19 protein-coding genes and 3 pseudogenes are annotated in these 19730 nt (G+C 68.0%); 6 read left to right on the top strand and 16 right to left on the bottom strand.

The features are described from left to right. The 4 genes from STRBO_RS0124300 to STRBO_RS0124285 form a co-directional block, all read right to left on the bottom strand. Positions 1-474, bottom strand: coding sequence for a hypothetical protein (locus STRBO_RS0124300; RefSeq protein ID WP_425336024.1), 474 nt, complete (start codon positions 472-474; stop codon positions 1-3). A gap of 101 nt (positions 475-575) precedes the next feature. Then, complete coding sequence (gene istA / locus STRBO_RS0124295) at positions 576-1820, bottom strand: IS21 family transposase (protein ID WP_245170615.1); 1245 nt, start codon at positions 1818-1820, stop codon at positions 576-578. A 182-nt stretch (positions 1821-2002) separates the two neighbouring features. Further along, entirely contained in the window at positions 2003-2224 is a 222-nt protein-coding gene (locus STRBO_RS0124290) for a recombinase family protein (RefSeq protein ID WP_005476998.1), read from the bottom strand. 265 nt (positions 2225-2489) lie between these two features. Beyond that, positions 2490-2906 carry a peptidase inhibitor family I36 protein gene (locus tag STRBO_RS0124285; RefSeq protein WP_020114932.1) on the bottom strand — a complete coding sequence of 139 codons (417 nt, stop codon included), beginning with the start codon at positions 2904-2906 and terminating at the stop codon, positions 2490-2492. A gap of 324 nt (positions 2907-3230) precedes the next feature. Between STRBO_RS0124285 and STRBO_RS40465 the strand changes: the two are divergent. Beyond that, positions 3231-3377, top strand: a pseudogene (locus tag STRBO_RS40465) (IS3 family transposase); the annotation flags it as partial. 398 nt (positions 3378-3775) lie between these two features. Further along, entirely contained in the window at positions 3776-4090 is a 315-nt protein-coding gene (locus STRBO_RS0124275; protein ID WP_005476996.1) for a hypothetical protein, read from the top strand. Here STRBO_RS0124275 and STRBO_RS0124270 read toward each other — a convergent pair. After that, on the bottom strand, positions 4087-5208 hold the full coding sequence (locus STRBO_RS0124270; protein ID WP_020114930.1) for a pentapeptide repeat-containing protein: 1122 nt from the start codon (positions 5206-5208) through the stop codon (positions 4087-4089). The two genes, STRBO_RS0124275 and STRBO_RS0124270, sit on opposite strands and share 4 nt — an antisense overlap. Positions 5209-5911: 703 nt before the next feature. On the opposite strand from STRBO_RS0124270, the gene STRBO_RS0124265 reads away from it, so the two are divergent. The 3 genes from STRBO_RS0124265 to istB all read left to right on the top strand — a co-directional run bounded on the left by STRBO_RS0124265 (position 5912) and on the right by istB (position 9757). Beyond that, positions 5912-6811: a site-specific integrase gene (locus tag STRBO_RS0124265; protein WP_005476993.1), complete on the top strand. Its 900-nt coding sequence runs from the start codon at positions 5912-5914 to the stop codon at positions 6809-6811. A 619-nt stretch (positions 6812-7430) separates the two neighbouring features. After that, on the top strand, positions 7431-8966 hold the full coding sequence (istA, locus tag STRBO_RS0124260) for an IS21 family transposase (RefSeq protein ID WP_005476990.1): 1536 nt from the start codon (positions 7431-7433) through the stop codon (positions 8964-8966). Further along, entirely contained in the window at positions 8966-9757 is a 792-nt protein-coding gene (istB, locus tag STRBO_RS0124255; RefSeq protein ID WP_005476989.1) for an IS21-like element helper ATPase IstB, read from the top strand. Before istA (STRBO_RS0124260) ends, istB begins: the two co-directional genes overlap by 1 nt. Before the next feature lie 339 nt (positions 9758-10096). On the opposite strand, the gene STRBO_RS0124250 is transcribed toward istB, so the two are convergent. Next, positions 10097-12619, bottom strand: coding sequence for a DEAD/DEAH box helicase (locus tag STRBO_RS0124250; protein ID WP_005476988.1), 2523 nt, complete (start codon positions 12617-12619; stop codon positions 10097-10099). Positions 12620-12982: 363 nt separating this feature from the next. Continuing rightward, a pseudogene (locus STRBO_RS0124245) lies at positions 12983-13491 on the bottom strand (transposase); the annotation flags it as partial. 107 nt (positions 13492-13598) lie between these two features. Here STRBO_RS0124245 and STRBO_RS0124240 point away from each other — a divergent pair. Then, positions 13599-13943 (top strand): hypothetical protein, encoded by a 345-nt coding sequence (locus tag STRBO_RS0124240; protein WP_005477584.1) that lies wholly within the window; start codon positions 13599-13601, stop codon positions 13941-13943. 114 nt (positions 13944-14057) lie between these two features. Here STRBO_RS0124240 and STRBO_RS0124235 read toward each other — a convergent pair whose 3' ends face one another. From STRBO_RS0124235 to STRBO_RS0124200, 9 genes and pseudogenes are all read right to left on the bottom strand, one after another. Next, positions 14058-14651 carry a hypothetical protein gene (locus STRBO_RS0124235; RefSeq protein WP_005477582.1) on the bottom strand — a complete coding sequence of 198 codons (594 nt, stop codon included), beginning with the start codon at positions 14649-14651 and terminating at the stop codon, positions 14058-14060. A gap of 101 nt (positions 14652-14752) precedes the next feature. Beyond that, positions 14753-14995, bottom strand: coding sequence for a hypothetical protein (locus STRBO_RS0124230; protein WP_005477580.1), 243 nt, complete (start codon positions 14993-14995; stop codon positions 14753-14755). Between the two features lie 111 nt (positions 14996-15106). After that, positions 15107-16004: pseudogene (locus tag STRBO_RS40460) on the bottom strand (aminoglycoside phosphotransferase family protein). 134 nt (positions 16005-16138) lie between these two features. Then, positions 16139-16537 (bottom strand): DUF6207 family protein, encoded by a 399-nt coding sequence (locus STRBO_RS44920; protein WP_237547385.1) that lies wholly within the window; start codon positions 16535-16537, stop codon positions 16139-16141. A 126-nt stretch (positions 16538-16663) separates the two neighbouring features. After that, positions 16664-16954, bottom strand: coding sequence for a hypothetical protein (locus STRBO_RS0124220; protein WP_020114927.1), 291 nt, complete (start codon positions 16952-16954; stop codon positions 16664-16666). A gap of 14 nt (positions 16955-16968) precedes the next feature. Further along, the gene (locus STRBO_RS0124215; protein WP_005477573.1) at positions 16969-17265 is read right to left on the bottom strand and encodes a hypothetical protein; all 297 of its coding nucleotides are present in this window, start codon (positions 17263-17265) and stop codon (positions 16969-16971) included. After that, positions 17262-17459, bottom strand: coding sequence for a toxin-antitoxin system HicB family antitoxin (locus STRBO_RS0124210; RefSeq protein WP_234360654.1), 198 nt, complete (start codon positions 17457-17459; stop codon positions 17262-17264). Before STRBO_RS0124210 ends, STRBO_RS0124215 begins: the two co-directional genes overlap by 4 nt. 127 nt (positions 17460-17586) lie before the next feature. Then, positions 17587-17799 carry a hypothetical protein gene (locus STRBO_RS0124205; protein WP_005477571.1) on the bottom strand — a complete coding sequence of 71 codons (213 nt, stop codon included), beginning with the start codon at positions 17797-17799 and terminating at the stop codon, positions 17587-17589. A gap of 142 nt (positions 17800-17941) precedes the next feature. Further along, entirely contained in the window at positions 17942-19678 is a 1737-nt protein-coding gene (locus STRBO_RS0124200; RefSeq protein WP_028796823.1) for an IS1634 family transposase, read from the bottom strand. Positions 19679-19730: the final 52 nt, after the last annotated feature.

The raw sequence follows: 19730 nt of genomic DNA, 5'->3' as shown, positions 1-19730 counted from the left end.
TCACTCATATACGCGACCTCGTGTCGCACCACCCCAGTCGACTTGGACCTGAGCCCCTGGGACCACCTCGAACCGGCGGTGCAGACCGGCCAGTTCGCCCGGGCTGATACCCAGCTCGTCCGCGATCCGGGGCCTCGCCTCCTGCAGATACATCTTCACGCGCTGGTAGTTTCCGGCGAACCCGTACTCCGCGACCAGGCGTTCGTGGATCACCGCACCCTTGAGCAGGATCTCGGCCTGCAGCATCGCGTCGATCAACGGCGCGACCTCGTCCACCACCCGGCTGCGGGGCTTGCCGTTCACCGTCCGGCGCGGCGGCGCGACCGGAGCCTCGGACGACAGGTACTTACCGACCGTGCGGCGATTGAGCCCGGTCTCCTTCGAGATCTCCCGCAAGCTCATCGCACCGGACTCGTAGAGTCCCCGAAACCGCCGCAACTCCAGCCAACGATGCGGATCCAAGACCACCGTCAACCGCCCTCCGCCGACCCCGAACAGACGACAGAAGACTCGCGGCCCCCACCCTGAACCGCATCAACAATGGTGCACTCTCATCCGTACGAGGTGGCGCACGATCACTTGTACGCCGACACCTGCCCGCGCAGCCGCTCGGCCTCCGCGAGGGCCGCGGGCGAGAGCGGCCGGCGGGGCTTGGTCTTGCATGGGGCCCGGTCGCTGACCTGCGCGAGGACCGCCCGCTCCAGCGCGATCACATGCCCGCTGTCGCGGACCTTCCGCCCGGCCCCGCGCGGGGCGAGCTCGTGGCGGGCGACGACCGCCCGGCCTGTGGTGACGATGTGCAGGTAGTTCTCGCCGAGCCGGTGCCGGACGGTCACCTGGGCTCCCGGCATCCCGGGTGGGACCGAGTAGAGGTTGCCCTCGAAAGAGACCAGGGCCTGCGGGCTGACCGTGCGGACGACCTCCAGCTCGGCCGGGAACGGCAGCGCGGGCAGGACGAGCCTCGGCTCGGCGTCGGCGAGCTCGGCGACGGTCACCTTGACGCCGTCGACGCTGCGGCGGCGTTCGTCCATCCGGACGGCGAGTTTGTCGACGCCGGACTGGGCCTGCTCGACCGTCAGCGCGTCCGGGACCGTGCGCCACCACCGTTGTGCCGCCGAGTGGTTGGCCTTCTCCACGACTCCCTTGCGGTTGCCCCGCCGCGGCGGGCAGATCGCCACCTGGACGCCGTAGAACTTCGCGACGCCGGCGAACGCCGGGGTGACCTGGCCGCTGGAGGGGTAGCAGACGGTCGCCATCCGGTCGAACCGCCACTTTCTCGCGGTGCCGCCGAGCTTGCGCAGCACGGCGTCGAGGGCCTGGACCAGGTGCGGGAAGTCCTCCGACTCCGCCAGGACCGCCCGCCAGCGGCCCGAATGCGCGAGCGCCCCGACCAGCAGGTGCGCGTTCGCCCCGACGCCGCAGGCGGCGGGTGGATCAGGGAGCTCGATCCAGTCGAACTGGATCTCCTCGCCCGGTGGGTGCTCGATCACGGCCCGGTCCCGGCCCTGCGAGGCGTGGCATGGCTCGCAGTGCGGCCGGACCTCGTAGCGGCGAAGCGCTCGCGTAAAGGTCGAATAGGCGCCTGCGTAGCCAAGCTCGACGATCTCGTCGAACAGGGTCGAGGCCCACAAGTGCGGATCGTCGGCGAGGCGTTGACGGCAGTAGTCCAGAAACGGCACAAACGCGTCCGGGGCCTGCCGGCGCTGCTGCGGGACGCGCTCGCCGTTCAGGTAGGCGCGGATCGTCTTGCGGTCACGGCCCAGATGCCGGGCGATCGCCGAGATTGTCCAACCCTGGCGACGCAGCGCGTGCGCATCCACGTCTTCCTCCCACGTGAGCACTCAGCCCTCCGAGGAGGCCGAACTCGTTGCCCACGCAGGCTTGCCATCGCTCCAACCGGCCATCCCGACACGCCGACCGAGATCACACGAAGGGTGGGGAGATCAACCGAGCAGGTTTGCCCCACCGCTGAGCACAGGGTGGGGATTTTCAAATATCGCCATCAGCCCCGGGCGGACGCCTGGCCTTCGAGGGACTTCTCCCGGATGTACTCGCGCTCGGACTCGGCCATGCCGGCGAAGAACGCGAACAGGGCGGCGCCGTGCCCGGACGGGTCATAGACCCCTTGGAGGGGGCCGGTGAGGAGTTCGAGCTGGATGTCGTGGTGACGCAGGTCCTCGGCGATGGTCAGCAGTTCAGCGGCGCCGCGGCCGAGCCGCTTCACCCTCGCAAAGCGGAATTCCATTCCAACGCGCAGAGGCTCCGCCCCCGGTGCCGGGGGCGGAGCCTCTTTAGCCGTTGTTGCGGGCCATACGTCGCCTCGTCACCCTACCGGCTCAGCCTCCCTGTTCCAGAGTGAGTGGAAGGGCATTGGGGGTCTGCGGCTTCGGCTGAACCCGAAATTCTGGGCTGCTGCAGACCCGGCGAGATTGTCGATGATGCATGGGCCGGGTCGCATGGCCGGTGCTGTGCCGGATCGTGGCAGCTCCCTAGCCACCACAGGCCGTGTCGTTGTTCCTCAGGGAGTGCGTGGTGTCGTTGAGCTGGTAAGAGCGCAGGTCCTGTATGGAACCCCCATTGCGCCCCACACACACGCGTCGGCCACTGTAGTTGTCGCTCTGATAGACCCGTGCGGTCCTGCTGGAGTTATTGATGACGGAACTGCCGTTACTGCGGATGTAATCCGGGAGGTGGCTGACGCTGCCGTCCGAGGCACGCTTGACGTACGGCTGCCCGCGAAAGTCGCGGTCCGGGTAAATGCACACGAAGCCCTGCGGGCACGCGACGCTGGCCTGGGCATGTGTCCGGGCAGCGGCAGGATTGGCGGCATCTGCGGTGATAGGTACCGCCAGAACCAGTGCGGCTCCCAAGGACAGGATGGAAACGATCTTCCGGGTGGCGTGCATTACTCCTCCTTGATTCCGTGTCTCAGTGAACTGCGCTTGTCCCGCGGGCCCCCGGGCTGAGGACGATCGGCGGTGCCGTGCTGGGTCAAGCGATGGCCTGACGATGCCAGCGCCCCGGGGGTCGGGCGTCAAACGAGCGGTGTATCTCTGCGGTAAACCTCAGGAGTACCGACGCGGTTCCGAACTCGGCTTCGATGAACCAGGTCCAACGGAGGATTTCCCTGTCCACGTTGCGGAGCGTGGTGAAGTGGGGCTCGAAGCTTCTACTACTGGCGCCGGACCGCAGCCGCGAGTGCGGCCCGCCAGGCAGCCGACGCGCAGCTCGGCGCCCGGATACGGAAAGTCCACCAAGGCTCGGACGGCACCTACGGCGTCCCGAGAATCACTGCCGAACTGCGTGAGAATGGCGAGCGGATCAATCACAAGCGCGTCGCCCGCCTCATGCGCCAGGTCGGCCTGGCCGGACTGCGGCTGCGACGCAGACACCGCACCACCGTCACGGACCCGGCCGCCGCCCACGCGTTCCTCACCGAACAGCGCTAGGCCCCAAAAGCCGATACAGCGGACTCACCCTCTACCAGGGCCTCGACACCATCCAAGACCTACTGAACTGCTGGACCGGCACCTGCACCACCTGCCACCGCCCCCTGCTCCCCTTCGTCCAGGCCGCAGCCGACGGCCGCCAGCCTCTCGTAGCTGCGTGTCGGGACTCCCGTGAGTTCTTTCTGCATGGGCCATCATCTTCTGACCTGCGGTACTGGTGAGCGGGGGTTCACTCAATCGCATGGAGAGTCCGACGTTCCGTCGAGATTTCTGACGGTCTGCCGCTATCCATGACGCATGGTCGTTCGCAGTGAGCTGAGGCGTCGGTGACGCTCGCGGTCGTCCGGTCGATCGGGACACCGCGGCGACTGGCGACGGCACAGGAGTACGAGGACTTCGAGCAGGAGCTGGTCGACCAGTTCCTGCTCGCCGGGGTGGGCGCCGGAATGGCGGACGGTTCGATCGCTGACGACCGGCGGGCGATCTTCGAGTTCGTGCGGTTCCTCGGCCGGCCGGTGTGGACCAGTGGCCCGGAGGACGCGGACCGGTTCCTCGCGGACCAGCGCAAGGTCAAGCGGCTTGCGCACAGCACGGTCCAGACGAAGGCGTGGACGCTCGCGCAGTTCTTCGACCCTCGCTAGTGATCAGGTTGCCAGGCCGCTGCCAAGGTGAGCCCATCAGGCATGGGAGATCCTGCTGCGGGAATTAGGCCGTGTGGCGCTGGGCCGCTCGCGCGGGTGAAGTCGACCGCGGCGCCGGAGAACGTCGCCAGGCCGAAGCTGACCGTGCCGTTGTTAGAGAACCTCGCCCTGCCAAAGTCGACCGTGCCGCTGGAGAACGTCGCGAATCTGAAGTCGACCGTGCCGCTGGAGAACGTCGCCCCGAGGCAGTGGACGGTGCCGCCGGAGAACACCGCCCCGATGAAGCTGACCGTGCCGCCGGAGAACTCGGCCCCGCCGAAGTCGACCGTGCCGCTGGAGAACTCCGCTTCGACGAAGTGGACGGTGCCGCTGGAGAACGTCGCCCCGATGAAGTGGACCGTGCCGCCGGAGAACTCGGCCCCGCCGAAGAAAGCCGTAGCGCCGGAGAACTCCGCTCCGCTGAAGTGGACCGTGCCACCGGAGAAAACTGCCCCGCCGAAGTGGACCGTACCGCCGGAGAACTCCGCTCCGTTGAAGTGGACGGTGCCGCTGGAGAACGTCGCCCCGATGAAGTGGACCGTGCCGCCGGAGAAAACTGCCTCCGAGAGATCCCCGCCGTCGAATGTGACGCCCGTGAAGTCGAAGTCGTGACCTTGCCACGAGTGGTGATGTCGGACAGGCAGTCGGAGGTGGTCGCGGATGAGCCGGATGACGGTGTGCCGGACTTCTCGCAGGGCCAGATAAGCGTGGCGGGCTTCCGCATCGGCTTCGGCGGTGTAGGGCAGTCGGAGGTACGCGCACAGGACGTCGATGCATGTTTGGCGCAGTTCGCGGGTGGGGGCGTCGTCGGCTAGTCCGGCCAGGGCATGTACGCCACCGAGGCGTACCGCGGCGGATTCGTCACCGAGCTGGGAGACCGCGGTGGTGAAGCGTTCGGTGTGCAGACGGGTGGCGTCGCGCAGAGCGCCGTCCTCGTCCACGCGCTGGCGACGGTAGGCCACGACCAGGGCGACCAGGGCGCCCGCGCCGGCTACCACCCCAAAGGCGAGCTTGACCAGGTCGAACAACGTTTTCGAGTCGATGCGTCGCTCGGGCTTCAACTCGCGTGCGCCAAGCAAGTCCCATCCGGCGTAGAAAACGGCAGCTGCAACCAGGACCGCAGTGGTGAAAGCCAGAGCTAGGACGATACCTACGGGCCACAGACGTAGACCGCGCCGTTCGGCCTGGCGCCGGGGCAGACGTGGGCTCATAGTCGACAAGACTCACCAGGGTGCACGACTGGTTGCAGCGGTCCCGCCCGGCTGATACAAGCCCTTCGGGTGCCACGGCCGCCGCAGGCGAAAAGGCCTGGTCAGGCAGCAATAAGAAGAGGGGACTACGCGGCGGTGCGCTGGCGTTCGGCGTCAACCGCGCGCCGCAGAGCCTCCAGCTTGAGGGGCAGCAGCTGAGCGGGTCCGGGCTTGCTCGGGTGTCATGATCCGGGCACCGGCCATGAGCGGATTCCTTCCTGGCGAGGGCCGACGTCGTTGTCGTCGCGCCGTACACAGTCGGCATCCTGCTTACCGTGTTGGTGGGGTTGGCGATGTGGACCACGGGAAACAGCGGCCCGCGATGGAGGGAAGTAATGAAAGCGCTGCTCAAGCCCGTTGAGCCCGCCCGGCCGGGTGGCGATCGCCGCCCCTCCAGCTCAAGCGCTGGTTCCAGCGAGTGGTCCAACCAGCCGGACAGCGGGTTTTTCGTCGGCAGCGGCGGTAGCTCGCCCGGCTAGAGCCTGGACCGCCGGAGAGAATCGGATCGTTCCGACCTTCCGGCGGTTTTCCGGTGTTCGGTGATACCCGTCGACAATGGCTCCCGGATAAGTTCTGCGCGCTGCTCGAACTGCCCGTCACCGCCATCACGCCCGGGTCGCTGACCGCGTTCGTCGAGTGGCTGTGGTGGCAGCCCGGTTGGAAGAAGGGCACCTACACCGCGCCCTCGACCATCGACCGCCGCCTGTCCGGCGTCGTCGTCACCGGCCGCACCGACCACCGCCTGGTCCTCGACAAGACCGTGGCCGCCCGCGCCCGCCGGGTGCTCAAGGCCAAGGTGAAGGAGATGCAGAAGACCAAGGAGACCCGGGGTCGGGGACCGGCGCCCGCGCTGCTCGCCGAGCACCTGCGCGCCACCGTGGTCGCCGTGCCGGACAACCGCCTGGGCATCCGCGACCGCTCCATCGGGCTGACCTGCTTCGCCATCGCCGGGCGCGAGCACGAGGTCGCCTTCCTGCGGGTACGCGACTTCGTCGTCACCGAGCACGGCATGGAGGTCGACGTGCGCGTGTCGAAGATCAAGCCGAGGAAGGTGAAGGTGCCGTTCGGCTCCCGGCCGAGCAGCTGCCCGGTGCGCGCGTGGCGGGCCTGGAAGGCGGAGGCCAACCTGACCGACCCGGATGACTTCGCCTACAAGCCGCTGCACAACCGCTGGCACACCGTCATGGACGGCGGACTCGACCCCGAGACCATCGGCGACGTCATCACCCGGCTGGGCAAGTGGGCCGAGCTGGACTTCCGGCCCACCGGGCACTCCCCGCGCCGCGGACTGGCCACCAGCTCCAAACGCGCCGGCAACGACCGCAAGGTCATCGCCAAGCAAGGCGGATGGGTCGAGAACTCCGCGGCAATGGAGGGGTATTTCGAAGAGGGCGACGGCTGGGAGGAGAACGCCCTGGTCAAGGTGCTGTAGGGCGGATACCTCCGGGGTGCGGCCGGCAGGTCGTGGCCGCACCGTGGAGCCATGGGAATCATCGTCGTCGAGGAACCAGGAAGCAGCCTGCACAGCGTGCTGTAGGGCGGGGCCGTCGCAGGTTCGGCCGCACCCTCTCCTGGCCATGACAAGCGCTAGAAGCCCAGAACGACGGTCAGCCCCTTCTCCAGGAGTACGCCAGCGATGATTCCTACGCCAGCAGCCCCTGCGAGCCCAGCTGGACCGCCGAGCACAGCCATGGGCACTGCGGCTCCAAGTAGGAGGAAGGCACCGATGACGGCAAGGGCTGCCCGCGTCATCACCCTCAGATCACCCTCAGGAGTCTCACCTTGCGTCGGCACGAGCAGATCGGTTGCCCGCTTGAGGTCAGCAACTTCGCTAGGCCCCAAGTGTTCAAGGTGTTTTAGGGCTTCCCGGGTGCCTCGAACGAGCTGATCTGCATCGAGTTGACGCTCCGCTGCGGCAGATGACGGCGGCCATGACAAGCTCCCCATAGGCGGCCACTTACCGCCCCACTGATGGCCACGGGATTCCCCACGTACGGCCAGATATCTCCCCGCTCGCATTGGACGCATCCCGCTCGGCGAGGCTCGGGCGGGTGAAGAACAGCAGGGAGATCATGGAGATCCTTGAGGCGTACGACCTCACAGGCAGTTACCGCGCCGCGGCCGAGCTGACCGGCGTCGACCACCACACGGTGGCCCGCTATGTGAAGATGCGGGCGGCCGGCCAGCACCCCGACCAGCGCCGTCACCGGGCCCGCGCGATCGACGACTATCTGCCGAAGATCGAGGAACTGGTGGTCCGTTCGCAGGGCAAGATCCGCGCGGACGTGGTGCACAAGAGGATCGTCGCGATGGGCTTCACCGGCGGGGAACGCACCACCCGCCGCACCGTCGCCGAGGCGAAAGCCCAGTTCAGGGCCGGTCGGCGCCGTGTCTATCGGCCGTGGGTGACCGAGCCGGGGCTGTGGATCCAGTACGACTTCGGCGACGGGCCGACCATCGCCGGCCGCAAGACCATCTTGTGGTGCGCCTGGCTGGCCTGGTCCCGGTTCCGGATCGTGATCCCGATCTGGGACAAGACGCTGCCGACGGTCACCTCGTGTCTGGACGCGACGTTCCGCCGGATCGGCGGGGTGCCGGCCTACGTCCTGACGGACAACGAGAAGACGGTCACCACCGATCACGTCGCCGGGATCGCGGTCCGCAACCCGGAGATCGTCGAGGTCGCCCGGCACTACGGCACGACCATACGCACGTGTCTGCCCGCGGACCCGGAGACGAAGGGCGGTTCCGAGGCGACGGTCCGGATCGCGAAGGCCGACCTGGTGCCGAAGGACGTCAACCTGCGCGAGCACTACAAGACCTTCGGCGAGCTGGAGGCGGCCTGCCGGGCGTTCTGCGACGAGGTCAACTCCCGCACCCACCGGGCGACTCGGCGCAAGCCCGCCGAACGGCTCGCCGAGGAACGACAGCGGCTGCACCCGCTGCCGAGGAGGCCGTTCACCGCCGCGTTCGGCACCACCCGGCGGGTGAACTGGGAGTCCACGATCTCGGTCGAAGGGGTCCGTTACTCCGTTCCGCACCAGCTGATCGACAACCGGGTCTGGGCCCGCTTCCACGGCGACGAGCTGATCGTCACCGCGGTCGGTGAGGACGGCTCGGCCCGCGAGGCCGCCCGCCACCGACGCGGCCAGCCGGGCACTCCGGTCCTGGACGACGCCCACTACCCACCGCGGGAGAACAAGGACAACGACCGCACCCCGAAGCCCACTTCGGCAGAAGAAGCCGCCTTCCTCCAGCTCGGTCCCGGGGCAGCGTCCTGGCTGGTCGAAGCAGGGGCGGCCGGGGTCCGACGCGTCAAGGCGAAGATGGCTGAGGCCGTCGCCCTGTCCAAGCTCTACTCGGTGGCCGAGGTCGACCGGGCCCTGGGCACCGCCGCGGTCACCGCACGCTTCGCGGACAAGGACTTGCTGTCCATCGTCGACTACCAGGCCACCCGCGAGCACACCGAGCCTGTCCGCCGCAGCGAGGAACACTCCCTGCAGCCCGGCACCTCCGCCTGGTCCTCCTTCGGCCTGCCCACCACGACCTCGGACGTCTCCGAGCACGACGAAAGCGATCTCGCCTGATGGCCACCCCACTTCGCACCGTTCCCGGCACCAACGGCGACCCGCTCGCCGAGGCCATCGAGCTGACCAGGCGGCTCAAACTCCCGCACCTGCGGCGGGTGTTGGCCGACCTGATCCCCACCGCCAAGGCACAACGCTGGGACCCTGCCGAGGTCGTCCGCGTCCTGCTGGCCGAGGAAGCCGCCGGCCGCGACCGGGCCAACCTCCACACCCGCCGCAAGCGGGCCGGTTTCCCCACCGGCAAGACCTTCGGCGACTGGGACGAGACCAAGTCCGCCATTCCCCGCCCCACCCAGGACGCCCTCAAGTCCCTGGAATGGATCGGCCGGCGGGAGAACTTCTGCATCTGCGGGCCCTCCGGCACGGGCAAAAGCCACTTCACCGAGGCACTTGGCCAGACCGCGGTCGAGGCCGGGCTGACCGTCTCCTGGTTCACCATCGAGGACCTCGGAGTCCTGGTCCGCCGGCACCGCGCGGACGACTCCATCGCCCGAGCCCTCGCGAAGATCATCCGCTCGGATCTGATCATCGTCGACGACATCGGCCTCCTGCCGGTCTCGCCGGACGCCGCCGAAGGCTTCTACCGCCTGGTCGATGCCGCCTACGAACGACGCTCGGTCGCCGTCAGCAGCAACCTCCACCCCTCCGGATTCGACGAGATCATGCCCAAGACCCTGGCCACGGCGACGGTCGACCGGCTCATGCACCACGCTCACATCGTCGTCACCCAGGGTGACAGCTACCGGCTCACCCAGGCCACCAGCGGACAGGGAGTGAAGTCCTTCAGCTGACCCGACCGACCCGAGGACGGGGAATTATCTGGCCGCCACCGGGGACATCTCGATGGCCGCCAGCGGGGCGAACTCCTGGCCGCCTACGGGGAGAACGAAATGGCCGTTGACAGCCCTGTGCGAACGGTATGACGTGGTCCACCACCTGCGATCGCCGAGTGCAGTACGTACAGAGGCCGGCGTTTGCCTCAAGAACACACAGCAGCTCGAAGACACGCCAACGACGCCTCTTCCTCTCCAAGCTCTCTCCCTGGCTGGTCTGGCTGAAGTCACTCCACAAGGGAGCCCCCGGCCGACTCTCGGCCGGGCTCCTTCCTTCAGGTCTCTAGTGCCTGCCGCCTATGTCCAGCGCATGCCGATGGCGGACAGCTGTTCCATCCGTTCCGGCGTCAGCGTGGCGGCCCTGCTCCGCTGATTCCCGACCCATGCACCAAGCCGGTGCTCCCGTTCCTCCTGGTCCTCGCCGACGGTCCGCTCGATGTGCTTCCTCGGGACCTGAAGGTGTCCCTCGCGCTCGTAGAACTGCTTGGCGGCCTCGTAGTTCATCGCCCACTTGTCGGCCTGTGTGCGGCGCGGGGGCGGCTTCTCGTCCTCGGTGGCGGGCTGGACCCCGAGGACCTGCTCGCACAGCCACTGCTGCACGGTCGTGAGCTGGTCCCACCCCAGCCGCACTGACTTCACCCACCGCCCGAGGTCTTCGCCCTGGCGCAGGACTTCGCCCGCCGTGGTGGGCAGCGCCTTACCGGCGTCCAGGTGCATCCGCACGAGGTGGAAGCACCGCTGCCAGGTCACTGGCCAGCTCGGGCACCAGGACGCGTCGATCTCCTCCAGTTGCTCGCGCCGCTCGTCCGACAGCGCCCCGGCCGACGACTCCACGGGCAGTCCCTCGGCACGCCGCTGCTCGATCTCGGCAGCCTTGCGGGCGGCGGCACGCGCGTTTTTCAAAAAGATGCCCACCCGGTACCCCTGGTAGGTGGCGTCCAGCGGGGCCAGGAGGTGCCCGTGTTCGGCGGCCCACCCGCGCGCGGCGGACAGGCCCTCCTCCCACGCGACGTCGAAGTGGCTCCAGATCATGCCGAGCTTCTCCAGCTGGGCGACGCGGTCCGCGTCCATGTCCCCGCGGGCGTAGAAGCGGCGGGCGTCGGCGGTCCACTGCCCCAGCGGGAACCCGGCGAGCGAGGCCGGCCACCCCTCGCCTTCGGTGGCGGCCTCATCCCCGGCCGGGACGCGGAACGTGAATGGCACCTTCAAGTCGCCATGCACGCGGGCGTAGATGACGGCCGCCTCCACACCGCGCCGCCAGTGCTCGTGCTCGGGGTTGAGGACGCGCAGGTTGATGAACGCGGCGAGGGCGGCCGGGTCGCGGGGCGTGGAGAACTTCAGCAGGGCCTTGGCGGGGCCGCTGACGCCCCCGGAGCCCTCGCCGCTCCCGCCCGAGCTCTTCCCGCTCTCGTCCTTGCTGACGGGCTTGTAGCGGCTCGGGGCCTGCTGCTCCGCGAGGCTTTCCACGATCCGCGCGTCGTGCGCCCGCAGCGCCTCCAACAGCTTGGCCAGCCCGCCGAACGCCCGGGAGGTGAGCATGTTGTCCGCCGTCTCCCCGGGCCCGAGCAGAACCGGCACCACCAGGCTTGCCACCTTGCCCTCGCCCGGCTGCATCCGCAGCGCCCGGCCCACCGCCTGGACCAGGTCCGGCATGGAGCCCCGCACATCCGCCCAGTACACGGAGTCACATTTTTTGGTGTCGACCCCCTCGCTCAAGACCTTCACCGAGCACAGGAAGCACTTCTCCACGACCGTGCCGTCCGTGGCGATCCCGGCAGCGAACTCGCCCAGCAGACGCCGCCGATGCAGCGGCTTGTGATCCCCGCACAGCCAGTCCGCCCAGATCGTGGCCGGGTACAGCTCGGGGTCGGATGCGTGCAGCTGCGCGGCGACGTCGGGAAGGCCGGCCGCGAACGCTTCGGCCTCGCGGACCTGGTGGTGGAAGACCAGCGTGCGGCGGAAGCCCTCCTCGGCCGACGCCTTCACCAGGGCGGTCTGCAGGGCAGCGAGCCGTGCCCCACGGACCTCTGCCGACCGGCCTTCCGCGCCCAGGAGCTGCGCGGCCTGGAGCGCGGTGTCGGTGACGTCCACGCATACGACCTGGTAGGGGGCACAGATTCCCCTGTCGATGGCCTCCGAGAGCGTCAAAGTGAACGCCCTGCTGCCGAAGGGGCCCTCGGGATCGTCTTCCATGCTCGCGACCAGCTCGCCCGGTGCGCCGGCCTCGTCCTCGTCCCCGAGCTGCCACAGCCGGGGCGTGGCCGTCATGTACAACCGGCGCAGGGACGGGATCTTCTGGTTGTCGTGGACGACCGCCCACGGCTTCCCGATCCGGCCGGAAACCCGGTGAGCCTCGTCCACGACGATCAGGTCCCAAGCCGACAAACCCGCAGCGTGCGCCCGCTCCAGCGTGCCCAGACCGAGACTGGCGTACGTGGCGTACACCGTCACCTTGTCCAGGCCCCGCGTCCACTCCACCAGCTCGTCCACGTCCGTGGTGTTGGGGAAGGACACCTCCTCGCCCCGCAGCGAGGACACCCCGATCATCGGCCCCCGGCGGCCCCCCTCACGCCACGCGGCCTCGGTCTGGGCGAGCAGGTCCAGCGAGGGCACGAGCACCAGCACACGGCCCGCGTGGAGCTCCTCCGCGCTGCGGACCGCCACCCGGGTCTTCCCGGACCCGGTCGCCATGATCACCTGTGTCCGCAGACCCCGCTCCGGCACAAGCGATCTTGCAGGCAGTTCGAGGGCACGCAGGACCGCATCAATGGCTTCTCGCTGGGCTGCCTCTCGCTGGTCAGCGCGGCCTGTGCTCGACATATTCGCCTGCCTTCTCCTGGGGTGCCGCCCGGTCGATTCGAGCGGCGGGAAACGGGAAACCTGCGCGTAGAGGAGCCACAAGGGCTACGGTTGGACTGACGCGATCGGCTCGTTGCTATCCCTCACCGGAGCACCGGCAAGGCCGTGGGATGGATCTCGATAACCCTCCGGAGCGGTCCGGGGTGGTGTGCTCTGAGTCCAGAGTCTATCCCGCTCCCAAAAATGAAGCACACAGAACCACGAGATTCCCTCTAACGTGGCTGAAAGCTGTTAGTCTTGCCTTATCGCAAGCCAATCCAAAGCCTTGACGGCCCCTCAGTCCGTCCCCCCTCTGCGAGTGGCCGGGGCTCCCACGCTCAAGACGATCCAGGCTCCACGGGCCGCCGCGAGTCTTCCGCGCACGGCCACACCTCCTTGACCCACCCCGCGACCGCGTCGTCGTCCCGTTCCATGGCCCGTCGGGCCGGGACCTGGCAGGACCACCCATTACGCACCAGGAGCTTGCGCACACCCTGAAGCGTGTAGGACAGGTGGAAGCGCCGGCCGATCACCGTCTTGACCCGCGCCAGCGTCCAACGCTGGTCTTCCCAGCCATGCGCGGCCGGCCCCTTGGCCAGCTCCGCCTCCAACTGTGTGAACTGCTTCTGGCTCAGCCTCGGAAGCGACGCCGGCCCCTGCGACCGCAGAGCCCGCGGACCGCCCTCGTCCCACATCTGACGCCACCGCTGTACCGACCGGACACTGACCCGCAGGTCCTTCGCGATCACCGAGCTCGCCTCACCCTGGGCGAACCTCTCGGCCGCCTTCAGCCGTAACTCCTCGCGGAACTGCTGCCGTTCGGCGGTCAGCCCGCCCCCTTGTGGATACCGCATGCCTTCGGTGATACCGCACGGGCAACGAGTCGTCAGCCCCTACGACTCCACGAGTTCAACCTCAGTAGCTTCGTTCCAGCGGATCAAGGCGTCATAGGCTCTAGGACATGCACAGCACCTTGACGGAGCACGCCCGGTGTCTCTACGGAGACGAGTTCCGACCGACGCCTGCGTGCGACCTCGACCACCAGGAGCACTACTTCGTCGAGGAACTGACTTTTGCTGACGCGGATTCGATCCTCGCCATGCTCCGTGAGCTCAGTCCGCACCTGGTCGATGGTCGTCTGCCGGTCTGGGTTCGCAACCTGTCATATCGGTTGGTGCTCCTGCAGCGACCTGATGAGCCAGCGTTGATGCGCGAGGCTGCCGAGAACTTGTGGCTGCACGGACCGGACTGGGATCTCGTCGCAGCGGACCTGACGAGGCGGGCAGACGCCCTCGAGGCCGGCTGAGTTGGGACGTGGTATCCATGACGCGCCACAGCGCGGGTCGGCTGGCGCCCCGAGCCCGGGCGGCGACTGACGGCCGTCTGCCACTGGTGGCGCACCTGGGACGATGGCCTGGGTTCACGTGCGCGGCGGCAGGACCTCGATCACGGTGGCCGTTCCGGCAACAGGTCGGGCTTCATGCATGGTGATCACATCACCGCATTTCAGATGCCTCCACTGCTCGGGGCTCAAGGGAGCCAGCCGAACGTTGGCGGTCTCGCCCGGACCGAGTTTTTGCGCATACTCCACCCAGAGCCTGGCGATGTTCAGCGCTCGCTCACCGCCGGCGGTGCAGTTGCCGATGTTCCACATCGGCCGGAGCCGTCCGTCTCCGGAAATGGCAGTCCGGCGTTGGCCCTCCTCCGCACCCACCAGGCTCAGGGTCGCTCGCACAGTGCCGTGCCGGACTTCCCAGCCCCGCCAGTCGCACCAACGACGGCTGCGGTCGAGCATCATCTGCCGAGCGGCCTCGGCGAGGAGCTCCCAGAAGTCCACGGACACGGGGTGGACATCCCCGATCTCGATGAGAACGCCGAGCACCATCTCCCACTCCTGGCGCCGAATATCCTCGCGAACATCCCCGACCGTCTGGCCGTTCTCTGCCGCTGCTTCCTCAGGCAGCAGGTCGGCGGCCTGTCGGAGGTGTGTGAACGCGTCATCCATGTGCTGCATTCTCGCCCGTCCCCGCTCCTGGGCGGCCAGACAGGAGTTGGCGGTACGACACACCCGGATACTCCCCGACGCCGAGATTGTTGCCCACTACTTCTAGCAACTCAACTGCGATCGTCCCCATCGGTCCGTGAACTGGGTAGTTCGGATAAGCTTGCGTCAGATGCTCGCTCCTCCGGCCTGACCCGGCCCAACGGGCGCGGCTTGGCGAGATCCGCGACAACTTGATCGCGCGAATCGCCGAAGCCGAGACGGAAGGCTGGCTCGGCGAGGTCGAAGTTCTCCAGGTCAGCCTGGCTGGCGCTGAGGAGAAGCTCCGTCAGCGCGATCGAGGCCACGGGCAGCATACGGCCGTGGACCTTGGCATCCCTACTACGCGTGGTCGTCGATGAACCCACGAAGGTGGACTGCCGCACGGCCCTCAACCAAGATCGAGAACAAGTTCGAAGAAGCGCGCATCAAACGCCCTTCAGAACACGATCAAGTGCCGCCCGGCCTACTGGTCCCCAGTTCGGCTTGCCGCCGGGAAGACCCCGATCTCCGTTCTGCCCCATGAACATCAGGAAGAGGCTCTTCATCACGGCCAGCCCGCGGGCGCGCCGGATCGCCGCCTCGTCCGCATGCGCGTACATGTCGAAGAACCGTGAGGCCGTCCCTGCGGGTAGCAGCACCCATGCGGCGGCGAGGTCCCAGGCCGGGTCGCCGACGCACATGGCACCGAAGTCGACGATGCCCGAGAGCGTTCCGTCCGAGACGACGACGTTCGCGGGATGCAGGTCACCGTGCACCCATACCGGCGGGCCCTCCCATTGGGGGGGCCGCAACGGCATCGTCCCAGACGGCCCGGACCTCGTCGGCAATGTCGCCGGGGACAACGGCTTCAAAGAAGTAGTCGAAACCGTCCGTGCACTTCTTGGGATGAGCGCCGAAGTCCGAGCTGATCGGCGCCTCGGCGGGCGCCTCCACGTGGAGCGCCCGAAGGAAGCCCGCCAGCGTGTCGGCCGCGTGGGCGCCGCGGCTGATCGAGCCGTGGTCCAGCGGCTCGCCGGGAACCCACGTCATCACGGTCCAGTGCTTGGGGAAGCGCTCGGACGGTTCACCGAACCGCACCGGAGTCGGCACCGGGAGCGGCAGGCGCGGAGCCAGCACGGGTAGCCACCGCCGCTCCTTGAGTTGGAGCTCTGGGGTGGGGTCCATGCGCTGCATGCGCACGGCCAACTCGTCCCCGAGACGCCACATTTGATTGCCCCAGCCGCCCGCCACCTCGCGGATGGCCAGCCCCGCAAGGTCTGGATGTTGCTCCTGTAGCAGGTCGCGAACCAGGTCTGCGGTGATCTCGATCTCGGTGTCGGTCATGCGAAGTCACAGTACTGAGGCGGCAGGCGGAGCGGCTGAGCATGTTGCTGTGATTTCTCCGGCTTCCCCGATTCAGTTTCATAGAGCTGCAGATCAGAGGCTTCGGGACGGAACGGCCCCAAAGTTCAGAGAAGTCACCAGCCCGAAATTGATCGCACCTGACCACACGGTTCGGGGCACAGCACACCTCCGCGACAACCCCGAGACCTCCAGGCTACGAGCGGCCACGCCCGGCGGCACCGCGACGGCACCGCCGGGCCGCCGACCGCCTCACCCCCGGAGACGGGGGCCTGCCGCCGCCCCGCTCTGCCCGGTTTCCGCGCCGCCGTCGGCGACCTCTTGTTCCAGGTCGGCGTACAGGCGCAGCCGTACGCCGGGCTGCCCGGGATCCGGGTCGTACGCTTTGCGGTGGCGGTCGCCCAGCGGCCGGCGAGTACGGCCTGGACAGCGAGCGCGGTCGCGTCGTCGGCGGCCGCGATGTCCACGACCACCAGGCCCGGCCGCGCCACATGTACATCCTGAATCGGCTCCATACCCAGCACGACGACCAGCACCGGCAACGAGTTCACCCAGCGCCGTGCCTTCACCCGACCGGGTACGGCCCTCCTACCGGGTTGCCGCCGGTAGTGAACAGGCGTGCGACAGCTGTGGGAACTCCGTCACCACCTCGCCCAGAGCAGGGGCGGCTCCACCAGGCGCCGCTGCCGCGTCACCGGTCGGCACACAGCCGCGCGGGCGTGGCAGGAGTACGCGGTGGAGCAGCGCTCGGAGAACCAGCCGTGCCCCGCAGCCGACAGTGCGTTGGTGCTGTCCGTGTCGGCCAGTTCCGTGACGCTGCTGAACGCTATGCCGGTCAGCGGGTCCTTCGCGCGCGCGTCGTAGCGGTCCTGCGGCCAGATGTCGGAGCGTAGCGAGGATTTCAGTAGCGCGAGATCCGGGCACTGCGGCACGTGAAATACGCAGGCTAGAGGTCGAGGACGGCGCGCAGTGCCTGGTCGACGCGGGCCATCGCCTCGGGGGCGACCTCGCCGAGAAGCTTGGCGCCGTCGAATCGGGTGGCCCGCAGCTGCTGCATGTTGACCGCGACGGCGGTGCACGGGACCGGGTCGCCGATCACGACGGACATAGCGGTGTCGGGGAATCTCCCGGAGGGGTGCAGCACGATCACGACGACCGCGCCGTAGGCCTCTTCCAGGCCGGTCAGGGAGACGATCAGGACGTTGCGCTCGTCGGGGAGGACCCAGACCTCGCCACGCTTCACAGAGTGTCTCCCTCGCCCGCGAGATCGTCTCCGAGGCCGAGGCCGGCGAGCTGGTGCGCGGCATCGAGGGTCGCGGCGCGGCGGGCGGCACGGACTATCCACGCGTTCACACTCATGTTGGCGCCCGAAGCCGCCGCCTTGATCGAGGGGGCGAGTTCATCGGGGATGCGCAGCGTCATTGTGGTGACAGACATGAATGCAGAATAGCCACCATTTCACGGTGGCGTCATCCGGTGGCATGAAGATGTGCCCGCGCGACGGCCCTACGGCGGGCAGACCGCTCCCCCGCCGGGCGGGCTGACCGCAGATGAGCCTCCGTGTCTATCGATGGCTGCGGCACACGGACCAGACCTCTTCCAAAAGTGCCGGGTAGTCCTCGCCGTAGGTGACCACGCCCGCGTACACCGCGTCCAGGGCGGCCTGGAGCGGGTCGGAGTGGGCGGCATCGGCCAGTGCGGGCACGGCCATGTGCGGCTGCGGCATCCGCAGGGACGGGTCGGGTGCCCCGAACACGAAGGCCCACGCGGCGTTCACCGACTTCCCGATTCCGGGAAGCAGCAGGTCCTACGTTCCGCGTAATTCAGCGGCATAGAGTCACGAATCTGGGGTCTGAGCTGCGCGGACATGGGTGAGGGCGCCTGAGAGGCGTTTCTCTAGGCGCTGGTGTTCGTGCTGGTCAGCGAGGTGTGGGTTCGAGGGCGATGATCTGCTTCGGTGTGGGGATGGCGAGCTTGGCCAGGAGATCGGTCTGGGGCTTGGTGAGAGTGGTGACCTGCTGGAACAGGCCGGTGGGGCCGGTGAACGTGCCGAGGTGGAGCCGGTCGAGTTCGCGGCGGACGGTCGGCCAGGTCGCGCCGGTGGTGATCTCGGTGATGCGGATCAGCAGCAGGGCGAGCCAGCAGAGGATGACATGCACGCGTATGCGTTTCTCGAGTCGGTGATAGACGGGCCGCAGGTCGATGATCTGCTTCATGTCCCGCCAGCCCCGCTCGACTTCGAGGAGCTGCTTGTAGCCGAGGGCGATGTCCTCGGCGGACAGGTGCGGGTCGGAGCATCGCAGCAGGTACTTGCCGTCGAGGTTCTCCTCGGCCTTGATCTTCGCGGTGTCGATGCGGAGCTTGCCGGCCGGGCTCGTGCGGAGGTAGCGGTTGAGGCCGGGCTTGTCGGCGATCCTCCCGCGGAGTTCGCCGCGCTTGAACTCGCTGAGCTTGTCGGTGCCGTCGATGAGGGTGGTGAGCTGGGCGACGAGCTGTTCGCGTATGTGCTGGTCACGGGTGGCGGCTTCGGGGTTGTGGCAGATCACGAACCGTTCGGTGTCGGAGATCCGCACATCCTTGACCCGCATGTTCTGGGCGATCTCGCCGTAGCGGCCCTGCCGGGACAGGGCGGCCTTCACCTCCGGGCTGCCTGAGCGGAGTTTCTCGCCGACGATGTAGGCGTTGTCGCCCTGGCGGAGGTAGCGGCGGTTGCGTTCGCTGGAGAATCCCCGGTCGGTGACCCACACGATCTTGCTGAGGGTCCAGTCGCGCATGTCGTCCTTGACCTGCCGGATCAGCTTGCTGTCACCGGTGTTGCCGGGCCAGGACCAGACGCGGACCGGGATGCCGTCCCTGGTGACGGCCATCCCGATCACGATCTGCGGCAGGTCGTCGCGGGAGTCCTTGGACTTGCCGAAGGTCCTGAACCCGGCCTGGTCCGGGGCGTCACCGCTGTCGTCGGCGTCGGCGGGAGTGTCGTCTGCGGCGGGCAGGAGGCGGCCCTTGTCGTCGCGGGCGACGGGCTCGTCGGCCTCCTCCAGTTCGAAGTAGGTGCTGGTGGTGTCGAAGAACAGCAGGTCGACCTCGAGGTTGAGAAGGTTCGCGACCTCGTCGAACACCCGTTTCTCCAGGTCGTCCTGGACTTCGTGGAGCCAGTCCATCGCCCGGTAGCAGGCGTCGTCGTCGGTGGCCGGCAGGCCGTCGACATGCACGTCGTGCGTGACCCAGTCCGCGGCGGCCAGCTTCGACGACGGGGCCAGGGCCCGGTTCGCGACCATGGAGAACAGCACCCGCTCGGTCACCGACATGTCCCGGCGCCGGCCCCGCTTGGGCTGCCCGACCTGCCCGACGATCCTGTCGATCTTCAGTCGACGCCACAGATGATCGAGGACGTAGGTGCCGCCGAACGGGACCGAGGAGACGAACTCCAGGTCACCCGCCGCGGTCGACGCCAGTGCCTCGCCCGGTTCCAGCAGCCGCGACAGAGACGCGACCAGGCGCTTCACCGCGTCCCGGTCGAGGTCGTCCTCACGGCCGAACGTGAACAGCACCTTCGGGACCGCCCGGCCCTTCACCGGATCCCACTCGTTGTGAGCCAGGTGCAGGTACCGGACCGTGCCGGACTTGTTCTCCCGCTTCGTCGTCTTCACATACACGACTCCAGACCATATGGAGCAAGACCAGTTCAGCGCAGGTTAATCCGGAAAA

The organism is Streptomyces bottropensis ATCC 25435 (assembly GCF_000383595.1).
GTDB classification, from domain to species: Bacteria; Actinomycetota; Actinomycetes; order Streptomycetales; family Streptomycetaceae; genus Streptomyces; species Streptomyces bottropensis.
Note: the sequence above shows the minus strand (reverse complement) of the source record. Positions and strands in the feature narration are given on the sequence as shown.